Annotated in this window: 10 protein-coding genes; 7 read left to right on the top strand and 3 right to left on the bottom strand. The window is 70.1% G+C overall.

What is annotated here, in order from left to right; genetic code table 11:
- Window positions 1-8 precede the first annotated feature (8 nt).
- Window positions 9-1430, top strand: a complete 1422-nt coding sequence (locus tag WME97_RS22105; protein WP_437554656.1) for a flippase — start codon at window positions 9-11, stop codon at window positions 1428-1430.
- A 200-nt stretch (window positions 1431-1630) separates the two neighbouring features.
- Here the strand turns inward: WME97_RS22105 and WME97_RS22100 are convergent, their stop codons facing one another.
- Complete coding sequence (locus tag WME97_RS22100) at window positions 1631-1855, bottom strand: hypothetical protein (RefSeq protein WP_437554654.1); 225 nt, start codon at window positions 1853-1855, stop codon at window positions 1631-1633.
- Window positions 1856-1958: 103 nt separating this feature from the next.
- Window positions 1959-3077 carry a hypothetical protein gene (locus WME97_RS22095; RefSeq protein WP_437554653.1) on the bottom strand — a complete coding sequence of 373 codons (1119 nt, stop codon included), beginning with the start codon at window positions 3075-3077 and terminating at the stop codon, window positions 1959-1961.
- A gap of 221 nt (window positions 3078-3298) precedes the next feature.
- Here WME97_RS22095 and WME97_RS22090 point away from each other — a divergent pair, with 221 nt between their 5' ends.
- The 3 genes from WME97_RS22090 to WME97_RS22080 all read left to right on the top strand — a co-directional run bounded on the left by WME97_RS22090 (window position 3299) and on the right by WME97_RS22080 (window position 7098).
- Window positions 3299-3421, top strand: a complete 123-nt coding sequence (locus tag WME97_RS22090) for a hypothetical protein (protein ID WP_437554651.1) — start codon at window positions 3299-3301, stop codon at window positions 3419-3421.
- A 565-nt stretch (window positions 3422-3986) separates the two neighbouring features.
- Window positions 3987-5711 carry a DUF1592 domain-containing protein gene (locus WME97_RS22085; RefSeq protein WP_437554650.1) on the top strand — a complete coding sequence of 575 codons (1725 nt, stop codon included), beginning with the start codon at window positions 3987-3989 and terminating at the stop codon, window positions 5709-5711.
- Between the two features lies 1 nt (window position 5712).
- The gene (locus tag WME97_RS22080; protein WP_437554648.1) at window positions 5713-7098 is read left to right on the top strand and encodes a DUF1552 domain-containing protein; all 1386 of its coding nucleotides are present in this window, start codon (window positions 5713-5715) and stop codon (window positions 7096-7098) included.
- Between the two features lie 211 nt (window positions 7099-7309).
- Here the strand turns inward: WME97_RS22080 and WME97_RS22075 are convergent, their stop codons facing one another.
- Window positions 7310-8107, bottom strand: coding sequence for a hypothetical protein (locus WME97_RS22075; RefSeq protein ID WP_437554647.1), 798 nt, complete (start codon window positions 8105-8107; stop codon window positions 7310-7312).
- Between the two features lie 180 nt (window positions 8108-8287).
- On the opposite strand from WME97_RS22075, the gene WME97_RS22070 reads away from it, so the two are divergent.
- From WME97_RS22070 to WME97_RS22060, 3 genes are read left to right on the top strand one after another with little or no spacing between them, the layout of a single operon-like run.
- On the top strand, window positions 8288-8434 hold the full coding sequence (locus tag WME97_RS22070; RefSeq protein ID WP_437301705.1) for a hypothetical protein: 147 nt from the start codon (window positions 8288-8290) through the stop codon (window positions 8432-8434).
- A gap of 45 nt (window positions 8435-8479) precedes the next feature.
- Window positions 8480-12310 (top strand): RHS repeat-associated core domain-containing protein, encoded by a 3831-nt coding sequence (locus tag WME97_RS22065; RefSeq protein WP_437554645.1) that lies wholly within the window; start codon window positions 8480-8482, stop codon window positions 12308-12310.
- Complete coding sequence (locus WME97_RS22060; RefSeq protein WP_437554643.1) at window positions 12307-13149, top strand: hypothetical protein; 843 nt, start codon at window positions 12307-12309, stop codon at window positions 13147-13149. Before WME97_RS22065 ends, WME97_RS22060 begins: the two co-directional genes overlap by 4 nt.
- Window positions 13150-13492 lie beyond the last annotated feature (343 nt).

Raw genomic sequence — 13492 nt, 5'->3', positions numbered from 1 at the left:
GGCGCGAGATGGGGGACGGGCGGAGGATCGCGATCAACGCCGCGTTCATGTTCCTGAAGCAGGTCGTTATGGCCGTGCTCGGAATCGTATTCGTCGGTTACATGGCGCGGGCGGTTGGCGTGTCGGCCTGGGGCGAGTTCCAGGCGTCGCTGTCGATCGCCTCCATCGTGACGCTCGTCGCGGGCATCGGCGTGCGCGCCTATCTCGGGCGCGAGGTGGCGGTCCGGCACGAGCTGGGACCCCGCCACCTCGGCTCGGCGCTGCTCATTCGCGGAGCGACGGGCGCGGTGATCCTCGGTGTCACCATGATCTGCAACCTCGTCGGCCGCAGCGGCCTCGGCGCAACGCTGCTCGTGCTCGCCGCGCTCTCGCAGCTCGCCAACCTGCTCTACTCGACGATGTGGCTGAGCTTCGAGGCGCACGAGCGCTTTGAATACATCCTCTACGTCGAGCTTATCGCGCGGCTCTTCGTGATCGGTCTCGCCGCGATCTTGCTCGCCGCCGGCTTCGGTGTGGTAGCCGCCGCGACGGCCTTCCTGCTCGGCAATGTGCTGGAACTCGGGATCACGTGGTACTTCCTGCGTACCCGCTTCTACGCGCCGGTCTTCAACACATCGAACGCCGAGCTCTGGAGAATTGCGCGGGCGAGCGTGCCGATCGGGCTGGTCGGCGTCCTCGGCGTCGCGCTGCAGGAGTGCGATCGGGTGCTGCTTCGCGTCCTCGCCGACGAGCGCGCGGTGGGCGTCTACAGCGCGGCCTGGGTGCTGAGCGAGAACTTCCGGACGATCGCCGACCTCTTCCTCGGCGTCGCCTACGCCGCGGGGATGCGCCTCTACGCGCGCGATCCGGAGGCCTTCAAACGCCTCTTCCGCAACTGCGTGGCGTTCGCGCTGATCCTGGGCCTGCCCGTGGGGGCGGGCGTCTTCCTCATCGCGCCGGACGTGATCCGGCTGATCTACGGGGACCGCGCGGGTTTCGAGGGCGCGGCGACGGTGCTGCGGATCCTCGCCTGCCAGGTGCCCTTCACCTTCGTGTACATGGTCGCGACCCTGCCGCTCATCGCGGCGAAGCGGGAGCGCGTGCTGGTGCAGGTCCTCGGCGCCGCGCTGGTCGCCAATGTGATAGGCAACTTGATCCTGATCCCGCGCTACCACGAGGTGGGATCGGCCTTCGCGACGCTACTCGTTTCGGCGGCGATCCTCACCACCGTCAGCCTGCTCTCGGCGCGCTGGTTGCGGCTGGTGTCGATCGCGCGGGTGGCGGGGGCGCTCGGGGCGACGGCGCTGATGTACCTCGCAGCGTGGAACGCGCTCGCGCTCGGCGGGATGTGGGCGGCGATCGCGGTTGCCATGCCGGTCTACGTGGTGCTGCTCTTCGCCGTGCGTGCCGTCTCGCGCGAGGAGCTTGCCGCGCTGCGGCGCCCCGCGTGAGACGATTTTATCGAACGTGCGCGCCGTGCGATACCGCGGCTGCTGGGCGAGCGGGCTACGGCGGCGGTACTTCATGAGCTCCACGGAAGGCCGCCCGCCCATGCCGCTGTCCGAGCCGCGCGAGGCGCTCGCGCGCTCCCGGAGGCCCCGCGCCCGCCGTGAGGGCGTGATCGATAGCGGCCTGGCCGGTGTCCGCTCGTTCAGAATGTCCGCGACCAGGCGACCGCGGCGGGCTCTGGCCTTGAGCCGGGCAGCAGACCTGCCGCGTACGGCGCCTTGCTTGGCGCGATCGGGTGGCTGGCCGCGATCATAAAGCCCGCCACGTGGCTCAGGAGCATGTGCCACGTTGCAGGGTCATGCGGCCACGCCGGGTCACCCTTGAACCGGTCGACAGCGCTCTGCGCGAGGAGAACGTCGTCGAACATCGCTGGTATACGTCGTCATGACCTGACCCAGGTTGGCGGGACAGCGGCGGAGAGCTGGCGACCGCCAACGTCGGTCGGGGCGATGCGTAGGCGGGAGCCCCCGTCACCTCGAGATCGATCCCCCTCCAGCAGCTCCGAGCACCTCGACCGCCCCCTCCGACGACAGCAAGATCTGCGGATTGGCCTGCGCCGGCGAGATCACGTTGAGCACGCCGCTCGCGCGCACGCGCAGGCCTGGTTTGATGAACTTGTTGCGCGCGTCCACCGGGGCGCTGGGGTGCGCCGCCCAGCCCCGCGCGAGCTTGTCGCGGATCGCCTTGAAGAGCTCCGGATCGCTGAAATTGACGAGCGTATACTCGCGCTCCACCCGATCCCTGTCGACGACGCGCAGCGCCCAGATGTCGAATTTTATCTGCGGGCTCCTCGGGAAGAGCACGAGATCGCCCTCCAGCTCGATCGGCTGGCCATGACCTGCCTGCACGCGCTCCAGCACCTCGATCGGCCTCGAGACGGCCGGATCGAGCCGGAGGTGGATCGGGCGATCGGGGTGCTCGGCGATCACGTAATGCAGCCGGATCTTGTCATTGCGCCACAGATCTCGGACGTGCTCCGGGCGGGTCACGAAGACCGGCACCACCTTGTCTGCGAGCTCGACAACGAGGATCTTGCCCTCGGCGTCGACGCCGTGCACACGACCCACGAGCGCGCGCCCCCCGAGGAGCGCCGCGTGCGTGGTCGTGTCGTGTGCATACGACGGCGCGTCCACGCCGGAGGAAAACCGCGTGAGCACCTCGATGCGGCGCACGCGGACATGGCGCTGAGGTCCCTTTTTCTCGAGGCTGCCGAACACGCGCAGGCGGTCATGCCGCTGGAGCCCGGCGAGCTCCCGCGCGACCTCCGGCGACCCCGGGATCATCGGAAAGTCAGCGTAACGGAAGAAATCGTTCGGGAGCCGGTAGGTGAATACGAAGAGACCGGACGCAGGCGCCGCGCCGTGCATCCATCCATCGAGCCCGTCGCCGGCGAGCGCCGCGGCGATGCCGGCATCATCGTCCGGGTCAATCACGGCCGACGGATCGCGCACGGTCGGCGTCGCGTGATGGATCGGAGTCGCGCGCGCGGGCAGCGCGGCCGGAGCCTGTGTCGGCGGGGGATGACAGCCGGACGGAACGACCAGGAGGGCGAGGAGCCAGCCGAACACCGCGACCACGCGTTGACCCATACGCAAGCATAGCAGGTTCGGAGTCGAACCTGCACGGAGGCCGTGGAGCGCCTGAGCGGCGCTGTCGCGCGCTCCGGTCGAATCGCGCCCGCAAGGCGACCCACACGAACGTTGGACGCTCATGTGGACGCCTGGAGCTGCCTCTCGCGGTGGAGCTGGAGATCAGGCTTTCCCGGATGCTGCGATGGCGCGGGTCGGCCGTCCAGCGTGGATGAAACACGATGTGGAGCGTGAAGGGCTCGACCTCGAAGGGGACCGGTCGGGTCGTGAGCGGGAGCCCCGAGGCGCGGACGATGCGCGCGGGCGGCTCGGCGCCGTCGTGGCGCTCGCGGCGGCGCTCGTGATCTGGGCCGGCGTTGGCAGCCCATCGGCGACGAGGCCGTGGGACAGCGGAGCCTGGAGCGCCTGCGCGAGCTCGTCCGCGCCCACCCGAGCCTGCGCGTCGTCGACGGGCACGAGGCGCCCAGGTGATCTGCGATGTCTCCGCCGCGCCGTGACGCCTCGAGGCGCGGCGCGCGTGACGCCGCTGGTAAAAATTGGAGAGCTTTCGGCGGTTCGTGATCAATACGCGCCGGTGCGGGAATTCTTCCAATGACTACTCGTGTGCGCGGCGTGGGTGGCCTGGAGAGGTGCGACGGAGTCGCGCTCTCGCCTCGCTGCTCAGGCCTCATTTGGCCCGGTTCTGCTGGGCTGACGCGGCGCGTGCCGCGTCAAGCGCCGGCCAGTCGATCCATAATATGACGGGAGTGGAGTCTTCGGGCAGTATCAGACTTCGCCGGCGGATGGTCCGTTGTTGACCGCTGTCCGGCCATTGAACGTGGGCGTCTTGCTCTGTGGATTGCTGGGAGCAACGCTTGACGTCTGGCGAGGCTTCACCGTAGGTTGTGACCGACGGTAGGAGGTCACGGTATGGCTGACTTGGGATATCGTCGCTGGCGAGCCGGTCACGCGCTCCTGGCGACGCTCGCGCTGACGGCCGCGGCCGGGTGCGGTAACGGGCAGATCGGAGCGGCGAACACCGGCTCCAGCTCCGGCTCCGGGGAGGACGGCTCGACGTCCGGACAAGGAGGCGATCCCCCGGTGTGCGGCGCCGAGCGGATCCTCGCACCACAGCGGCGTTTGACGCGATTCGAATACAACAACACGGTCCGAGATCTCCTCGGAACGTCCCTCACCCCTGCCGATCAATTCCCCCCGGATGAGATCGCCGGCGGCTTCAACAACAACGCGACGGTGCTGACCGTGTCTGCGCTGCACGCGGAGAAGTACCTCCTCGCTGCCGAGGCGCTCGCGACCGAGGCCGTCGGGGGCGATCTGTCGAAGCTCGTGCCGTGTGATCCGGCCGCGGTCGAGGGGCAAGTCGCCCAGGAAGAGGCGTGCGCGCGGCAATTCGTCCAGGACTTCGGCCGTCGCGCGTACCGTCGACCGCTCGAGGTGTCGGAGGTCGACCGGCTGATGCGCGCCTACGCCGCGGGGCGCACCGACGGGTCGTTCCGTGAGGGCATCGAGGTCGTCCTCCGGGCCGCGCTGCAATCGCCGAAGTTCCTGTTCCGCCTGGAGCTGCGTCACGATCTCGATGCCTCCTCGTCGCGGGTGCGCCTCGACCCGTACGAGATGGCGTCGCGCCTGTCGTACCTCGTCTGGGCGTCGGGCCCCGACGACGAGCTGCTCGATGCCGCCGAGGCGGGCCTGCTCGATACCCGCGAGCAGCTCGCCGAGCGAACCCGCCAGATGCTGGAGCACCCGCGGGCGCGCCGGGCCGTCACGGAGTTCTACAAGCAATGGCTCAACCTCGGGAAGCTCGAGACCATCGTCAAGGAGGAGAGCCAGTTCCCCGGGTACGACGACGAGCTCGTCGCGGGGATCCGCGCCGAGACTCCCGCGTTCGTCGAGCACGTGCTGTGGTCCGGGGACCACAAGCTCTCGAGCCTGCTCACGCTGCCCGTCGGCTTTGCCACCGAGTCCGTCGCCGAGCTCTACGGCGTGACGGTCCCGCCCGGCTCGACCACACCCCAGCTCGTGGAGCTGCCGCCGGACCAGCGCTCGGGGGTGCTCACGCAGCCCGCGTTCCTGGCCGTCCACGCGCACCCCGATCAGACCTCTCCGGTGCTGCGCGGCAAGGCCATCCGTTCGAAGTTCATGTGCCAGGACCCGCCGCCTCCTCCTGACGACGTCGACCTCACGCCGCCCACCGGCGAGGAGGGCGTCACAGCGCGTGAACGGTTCAACCAGCACGCCTCCAATGCCAGGTGCGCCGGCTGCCATCAGCTGATGGATCCGATCGGCTTCGCGTTCGAGAACTTCGACGCCGTGGGCGCGTACCGCACCGAGGAGGGCGGGCAGGTCATCGACGTCTCCGGGGAGATGGTCCTGTCCGATGACATGGACGGCCCGTTCGTCGGCGTTCGCCAGCTGGCGGAGAAGCTCGCCGGGAGCGCGCAGGTCCGCGAGTGCCTCGCGACGCAATGGTTCCGCTACACGGCGGGGCGCTTCGAGAACATCGACGACGAGTGCTCGCTGGACGGGCTGCGCGCAGGGTTCCACGGCTCCGAGGGGGATCTCGTGGAGCTCATCGTGGCGACGACGCAGACCGACGCGTTCCTGTACCGCAGCGCGATCGCAGAGGAGGAGTGACATGAAACCGCGAATGATCTCTCGACGGCGGATGCTCCAGGGCGCGCTGGCGGCGACGGCGACGATCCCGCTGCTGAACTCCGAGCTGGCCCGCGGGCAAGAGACCACGGCGCCCAAGCGCTTCGTGGTGTTCTACACGCCGAACGGCACCATGGAGTCGAAATGGATGCCCACGGGCACCGAGAACAACTTCACGCTGAGCCCGCTGCTCCAGCCGCTCTCGCCGTTCAAGTCGAAGATTATCCCGATGCGCGGCGTCAACATGAACGTCGTTGTCAACTCGAACATCGGCTCCGAGCACGCTCGTGGCATCGGGGGGCTGCTGACGGGGCGGGCGCTGCTCAAGGGCAACTTCAAGAGCTTCATGTCCACCAACGCCGGCTGGTCGTCGGGGATCTCGCTCGATCAGCACATCGCGAACAAGCTTCAGCCGAGCACGCTGTTCAAGACCCTGGAGCTCGGCGTCCAGGTCCGTGACGCGGAGGTGCGCGGTCGGCTCAGCTACGCCGGGCCGGACCAGCCCATCCCGCCCCGCGAGGACCCTTACGACACGTTCCAGCAGCTCTTCGGGGCCACGGTGCCCGACCCGGGCCAGGACCCGGGCGGCGCTACCGCGCTGGATCGGCTCCGCGCGCAGCGTCGGACCGTGTTCGATCTCCTCCGCGAGGACATCGCCGACGTGCGGCCTCGCATCGGCAAGGAAGATCGCATCAAGCTCGACTCGCACCTGCAGTCGATCCGGGACATCGAGGCGCGCCTGGCCGGCGGCGGCTCTTCGAACGGCGGCGGCGGCACCCCGACCACGGGCAGCTGCCAGGCCCCGGCGCTGGGCGACCGCATCGACCTCTCGAAGGACGACAACATGCCCGCCATCGGCAAGCTCCAGATGGACATGATGGCCGCGGCGCTCGCGTGCGACCTCACGCGGGTCGCCACGATCCAGTGGTCGTACGCCGAGAGCGAGCACCTGTACCCGTTCCTCGGTCTCACGCAGAATCACCATGCCATCTCCCACGAGTGGAACGCGGCGGGTGACGAGAAGTACATGAAGATCCACACGTGGTTCGCGGAGCAGCTCGCCTACCTGCTCGGTAAGCTCGACTCGTACGCGGAAGGGGATCGCACGCTCCTCGACAACACCGTCGTCCTGTGGGTCACCGAGATCGGCGAGTCGAGGCAGCACGCGCTCACGAACATCCCGTTCTTGCTCGCCGGCAGCGCGGGCGGGGTCTTCCGCACCGGCCGCTTCGTGGACTATCTGGCGAACGGCGGCTCTGCCCGCCAGCACAACGATCTGCTCGTCACGATCGCGAACGCGATGGGCACCGACGACAAGACGTTCGGCGACCCGCAGTACAGCACCGGCGCGCTCCCCGGGCTCACCTGAGTCCCGCCCACCAGAAGTCCGGCCATCAATGGATGGATGGCCGGACTTCTAGCCTTCGTCCTGCGCGCGGGAGAGCGCGGGCGCGGGGAGCGTCACGCGGTGTTCATTGACCGGCCGTCACGGCGCGGAACCGGGTGGTGGGCGGCTCCGTTGCTGTCTCAGCAGCAGCAGGTGGTGATCGGGTGCTGAGGCGCGCGCAGGATCCGTGTCGTCACGGGCCGCCGAGCTCGCCCGGGCTGGTGCCCGAGAAGGCCTGGAGCGCGCCGGTGAGATCGGGGAAGACGATCACCTCGCGCGCGGGCTCGCCGGGATCGTAGCGCAGCCAGAGCAGCGGCCACGCGTAGGCGCGCACCGCCTGCGCCACGATCCGGCCGCCCGCGGCGAACGCGCCGAGGGTGGTCACCGCGCTCTCGATCGTGCCGGCAAAATGGTGCCCATGAAAATCCGGCTCGACCGCCCGGTCGCCGCCGCCTCGGTAGGCGGTGCGCACCGCCCGGGGGCGGAGGTCGAGGCAGCGCAGCGGCTCGGGGGGATCCGCGGCGCCAAGCGCGCGCTTCAGGGCGCTCTCGAATGAGAACAGCGCCGGCACGAAGGACATCTCGCGCGGCGCGTAGAGCTCGCGCACCTCGATCGGGCGGTCCTGCACGTGGCGGATGCGCGCCCGCCGCAGATGGCCGTCGCCCATGCAGGACGCGCAGACGACGGGGCTCGCGCTGGCGCCGGCGCACGCGGCGCAGGGCCGGAGGCCGAGATGCTCGACCAGGCGCCGGTGGGCACGCGCCTCGAAGGCCTCGGGGAGCGGCGGCTCTCCCGGCGCGATCTGCAGCGCGTCCTCCACGCTGAGGTCGACGACCTCGGTCCAGCCTTCACGGCGCACGATCGACGCGAGCACCACCAGCGCTGCCACGCGGCGCTCCTCGGCCGGCGCGCCGGGCGGCAGCGCGAGCCCCTCGGTGCGGGCACGCCCGAGGGTTGGCAGGTACCGGGCCACGGGGTCGTACGGATCCACCCTGGCAAGGCTAGTACGTCGTCGCCCAAGGACGAATTTGCGGTGGTGAACCGTCGCGCTCGGTCGTTATCGGCGGCATTTCGGCGGGGCATGGCGACGGATCGCAGCCCCTCGGAAGGTGTGGGCCCAACGCGGGCCCAATCACCGAGCTTGGCGCCTGGCGAACTCGGGATGACCGAGATGTCGCCTCGGGCCGCCGTCGTCGCCTCGCTCGCCAGCACCCTGAGCCGCGCCGTCGCCCTCGGGGACGTCGCGGCAGCCCGGGTCGTTCACGAGGCGATCGCTCGGCTGCTCGGGCTGCCGGTGGTCGAGCTCCGCAGGGTCTGAACTGCTGGCTTGTCTCCGGGGGGACGTTCAAGCGAACCTCAGAGTATGGCGCGCACGGCTCCGGTCCCGAACATCCCGGCCATTCCCGGCATGAACCCCGGCGTCTTCGTGATGGGCGGCAGCGGCGGCGGCGCCGGAGCGGGAGGACCCGGCGGCGGCGCCGGAGCGGGCCGGCAGGGCGCTGGGGGCGGGAGCGGCGGGAACCAGGCGCAGGGCGGCGGCAAGGGCGCTCCGGATCCGCAGCGCTTTCCGCTCTGCGGCACGAAGTCGCACCCGGTCGACGTCGCCACGGGGCGCGCGTTCACCCATCCCATCCTCATCGTCGAGCTGCCCGGACCCTTGCCGCTCCAACTGACGCGCAGCTACAGTGCCCAGGCGCACCGCCGCGACGTCGGCCTCGGCTGGGGATGGGCCCACAGCCTCGGCTGGCGCGTCGAGGAGCGCCGCCGCTCCATCGACGTCTGGACGGACCAGGGCACGCGCGTCTCCTTCCCGAAGTCGCTGCGCACGGGCGATGACGTGGTCTCCTCATTCGGCTTCCGCCTCCGCCGTGAGCCGTGGGGCTATGTCGTCGACCCGAACGACGGGCGACTCTACGCCTTCTCGGAGAAGCTCGGCGAGCACCTCTACCTGCTCACGGCGATCGAGGACAGGAACAAGAACCGCATCGCGCTCGTGTACGAGGATGGCCAGCTCGTCGAGGTGACGGACAGCGCCGGCCGGAAGCTCCGCGTGCGCAGGGACGGCGCTGGGCACATCGCCTCGATCGAGGTGAAGAACGCGCTGGAGCAGGGGCGGTGGATCGCCCTGGAGAGATACGATTACGACGCGTGCGGACGGCTCGCCACGGCGACCGACGCCGACGGCTTTTCCGCGCGCTACGAGTATGACGACGAGGCCCGGCTCACCGCCGACGTCGATCGGACCGGCCTCTGCTTCCATTTCGTGTACGACGCCCACGGGCGGTGCATCGAGTCCTGGGGCGACTACCTATCCAGCCCCGATCCGAGCCTGGACCCGGACGTGCCCTCGGTGCTCGCCTCGGGCCGCCACCCCGCCAGGGGAGTCCACCACTGCGTCTTCGAGTACCTCGACGAGGACTACACGCACGTCATCGACTCGACGCACGTCGGGCATTTCGCGCACAACGCGTTCGGCCTGCTCACCATGGCGCACGACGCCGGGCCGTCGCCCGTGCGCGCCGTGTACGACGCGCGCGGGTTCCTCGCCGTCCTCGAGTATCCGGACCGCGGCTTCGAGCGCTTCGAGCGCGACGGGCGCGGGAACCTGGTTGGCTACACGAACCAGCTCGGCGCCCGTACGTCGATCGTCCGGGATGAGGCGGGCTCCCCCGTCAAGATCACCGACCCGCATGGAGGGGTGACTCAGATCTTTCGCGATGCGTGGGGGAACCCGGAGCACATTGCGAATCCGCTGGGGCAAACCACCACCTACCGCCCCGACCAGCGGGGCCTGCTGCGCGAGCGGATTGATCCGAACGGGGCGAGGACATCGTACCAGGTTGACGCGCAGGGGAACCTGATCGCGGTCGCGTCGCCGAACGGCGCGGTATGGCGCTTCCGGTACGACGCGCTCGGCCGGGTCACAGGGCGCACCGATCCGGCGGGCGCCGAGACGCGCTTCGTCTACTCCGATCGCGGCGACCTCATCGCGGTGATCGACGCCCAGGGTGGCGTCTCGCGGTATCAGTACGACGGGGAGCGGCACCTCGTGCGGGCCCAGAACCCGAGCGGGCATGTCACCGAGTGGGGGTGGGGCGGGTATCACCGGCTCTGCTGGCGCAAGGACGCGAACGGCCACGTGTCCCGCCTGCTCTACAACCGCGAGGGCGAGCTCACCACGGTCGTGAACGAGATCGGGGAGAAGCACCAGCTCGTTTACGATATCTATGGTCGATTGATCGAGGAGCGCACGTTCGATGGGCGCGTACTGCGCTATCGCCTCGACGTGGCGGGGCGCCCGACGCGGGTCACGACGGGCGAGTCGATGGCGGCCGAGGCGGCGGGGCCGGCCGTGCATACCGATCTCGTTTACGATCTGGCGGGGCGCCTCGTCCAGCGGACGACCCCGGCGGGCGACGAGCATTTTGAGTACGACATGCTCGGCAACCTGGTCGAGACGCGCTGGCCCGGCGGGCGCATCGAGCTCGAGAGGGATCCGCTCGGCCAGATCGTCAAGGAGATCCAGGTCCTGGGGAGCGAGGCGCACGCAGTCGAGGCGCGGTACGACGCGCTGGGCAACCGGATCTCGCGACGCACAACGCTCGGGCACAGCGAGGCGATCGCGCGCGACGCGATGGGCTCGCGCGTGCGCACAGTGCTGGACGATGCGGGGTTGATCGAGCACGGGCTGGATCCCTTCGGTCGCGAGGTCTTCCGGCGTCTCCCGGGCGGCGGCGCGATCGGGACCTCGTACGACCCGCTGGGCCGCCTCTCGCAGCAGCGCCTCACGCGCCCTGGGGAGCGCCCGCCGACCGCGCCGGGCCATCCGGCGTGGGTGGGTGAGCCGCCCGACGCCGTCGTGGCGCTGATGAGCTACCGCCATGATCCGACCGGCGAGCTCGTGGCGCGGAGCGGCGGCGCGCGCGGGGTGACGGAGCTCCGCTACGATCCCGTGGGCCAGTTGCTCGCGATGACGCCCGAGGTGGGGCGGCGCGAGGTGTTCCGTTACGATCCCGCGGGCAACCTGCACGAGGGAGACGGCGCTCCGGAGCGCAGGTACGGCAGGGGCGGGAAGCTCCTCCGGAAGGGGGACACAGAGTACCGCTGGGACGCCGAGGGGCGGCTCGTCGAGCGGCGCGAGGACGCAGGAGGGGACAAGCCGCGCGTCTACCGCTACGGCTGGAGCGGCGCAGGGCTGCTCGAGCGCGTCGATGCGCCGGACGGCGCCCGCGTCGAGTTCGAGTATGATCCGCTGGCGAGGCGTGTCCGGAAGCGAGTCCTCGCGTGGGACGAGGCGGCAGGCGCGCTGCGGCTCGCGCGCGAGACCCGGTTCGTGTGGGATGGAGACGTCCTGGTGCACGAGATCACGCGCTCTCCGGGCCAGAGCGCGGCCGCGCCTGGGGGCGCTGCGGCCTCGGTGCGGACCTATTGTTTCATGGACGACTCGTTCGTCCCGGCGGCGCACCGCGAGGCCGACGGGCGATGGATTCATTACGTTAACGATCCTGTCGGTACGCCGGAGCACCTCCTCGACGACGCGGGCGAGATCGTGGGCTCGCTGGATCGGCAGGCCTTCGGGCTCGAGGCACCGCGCGACGGCGACGCCAGCACCCCGCTGCGGTTCCCGGGGCAGTACGAGGACGCCGAGACCGGCCTCTACTACAATCGCTATCGCTATTACGACCCGGCCGATGGCATGTTCGTCTCCCCGGATCCGCTCGGCGTGGCCGGGGGGTCGGGTTACTACGGTTATGCGGTCAACCCGTTTGCATGGATCGATCCTTTCGGCCTCGCGTCGCTGCGCGAGGCCGAGCGGCTGCTGGAAGACTCCGAGAATCGCAGCTTCGGGAACAACGTGGGGCACGCGCGCGCGCACGTTCCGGGCCCGGGACAGGATCCGTCCGCGCTCGCGACCTCGCGGCCGACAAAGCAGACGAACACGGTCTTCCGCTCGCGCAACCAGGCGCTGCGCTCGCTGCGGGACATCATGACCCGCGACGACGCGGCCCTCCGCTCCCTCGCGCCGGGGCAGGTGCACTCGGGCTCCTACACGCCCAGGGAGACGCTAGAAGGGCTGGAGTCCCAGTCAGGGCAGCCTGCGCAGCGCGCGTGTGTGAATCGCGTCACCTACTCGATCGGGCGCCTTCCGAACGGTCAGCTCCACCTGCTACATTTCGCTCCTCGCCAATCATGAGCTCATCCAGCCAGCAAACCCTCGTCATTCTCGACGAACGCGGCGCCGCCGCGCGCCTCCCGTCGCAGATCGCGTCGCTCGTGCAGGGGTACCGGATCATCTACCTCTCCGACACGCGCCACGCCCCCTACGGCACGCTTTCGCGGGTGTCGGCGGCCCGCCTCGTACTCCTGTGCCTCGACCTGGTGCGGGGATACGGCATCTCCGCGGTGCTGCTGGCCAGCGCGGCGGCGTCCCGCGCGGCGCTCCCGGCCGTGCGGATAGCGTGCGCGCGGGCAGGAATCGCGCTCCACGAGGGCGCCTCGCTGGCCGCCAGGGAGGTGGTCCGCCGGCACCGCTTTGGCGACGTCGCCGTGCTCGGAGGCGAGATCGTGGATGAGCGCGCCGTCGCCAAGGCGCTCGCCGAGGCAGGGCTCTCGGCCCGCGCGCGGGCGGTGCCGCTCGATCTCGCCTCGCTGGGCGAGGCGGGCAAGGACGTGCTTGGCCGGCTCGTGGAAGCGCAGCGCGCGCAGGTGGGGACGTACGTGCTCGGCTCGTCGGGAGCCGCGAGCGCAGCGGATCTGATCCGCCGGTCCGATCCAGACGCCGTGATCGTCGAGACGGACACGGCGCTCGCTACGGAGGTCGCCGTGGAGCTGGAGGCCGAGCCGGCGGCGAGGAAGACGGCGTCCTCGGTGATTCGCTGCGCGACCGAGGCGTCCGAGCACTGGCAGGAGCGCATCGCGGAGCTCGCCGGTGTCGCGCCCGACGCCGTGGCCGGCCGGTGGATCATGCCGGCGGGACCGGGCGAGGGGCCCTTCGCCGTCGCCATGGATGAGGACGGGGATCCGCTCGACTGAGGCGGCCGCGCGACGCTGCCCGGGCTCAATGAGCTGTGGAGTCGGGACCTGGCCCGGGTCGCGCACCTCATCCCAGCAGCTTGTCCGTGAACGCGCCGGAGAACCGCGCTTCCCCTCGCCTCGGCAACGTCCCGTCTGGCGCCGTCCCCGAGCGACGCTGCCGCCCCCGCCGTGGTGCACGCTGAAGCATCCGACGTCGGCCGGTTGGCTCCGCATTGGGCCACACCCGAGGAGGATCCAGCCGCCCGTGTCCCGTAGCGGTATTGAGTATTGTTGGCCTTTCCGTCGCTCGCTCCGCCGTACCAGCGAGGAGGCCCAAGGACGAATTTGCCGTGGCGAACGG

The organism is Sorangium sp. So ce367, from assembly GCF_051520455.1.
Lineage (GTDB): Bacteria > Myxococcota_A > Polyangia > Polyangiales > Polyangiaceae > Sorangium > Sorangium cellulosum_B.
The sequence above is the reverse complement of the archived record's forward strand: the minus strand, read 5'-3'. Positions and strand labels throughout refer to the sequence as shown.

What these genes read in the sequence shown, in the direction of transcription:
- WME97_RS22105 (WP_437554656.1), top strand. Translation starts at nt 9, where the DNA reads ATGGGGGACGGGCGGAGGATCGCGATCAACGCCGCGTTCATGTTCCTG.
- WME97_RS22100 (WP_437554654.1), bottom strand. Translation starts at nt 1,855, where the DNA reads ATGTTCGACGACGTTCTCCTCGCGCAGAGCGCTGTCGACCGGTTCAAG.
- WME97_RS22095 (WP_437554653.1), bottom strand. Translation starts at nt 3,077, where the DNA reads ATGGGTCAACGCGTGGTCGCGGTGTTCGGCTGGCTCCTCGCCCTCCTG.
- WME97_RS22090 (WP_437554651.1), top strand. Translation starts at nt 3,299, where the DNA reads ATGTGGAGCGTGAAGGGCTCGACCTCGAAGGGGACCGGTCGGGTCGTG.
- WME97_RS22085 (WP_437554650.1), top strand. Translation starts at nt 3,987, where the DNA reads ATGGCTGACTTGGGATATCGTCGCTGGCGAGCCGGTCACGCGCTCCTG.
- WME97_RS22080 (WP_437554648.1), top strand. Translation starts at nt 5,713, where the DNA reads ATGAAACCGCGAATGATCTCTCGACGGCGGATGCTCCAGGGCGCGCTG.
- WME97_RS22070 (WP_437301705.1), top strand. Translation starts at nt 8,288, where the DNA reads ATGTCGCCTCGGGCCGCCGTCGTCGCCTCGCTCGCCAGCACCCTGAGC.
- WME97_RS22065 (WP_437554645.1), top strand. Translation starts at nt 8,480, where the DNA reads ATGGCGCGCACGGCTCCGGTCCCGAACATCCCGGCCATTCCCGGCATG.
- WME97_RS22060 (WP_437554643.1), top strand. Translation starts at nt 12,307, where the DNA reads ATGAGCTCATCCAGCCAGCAAACCCTCGTCATTCTCGACGAACGCGGC.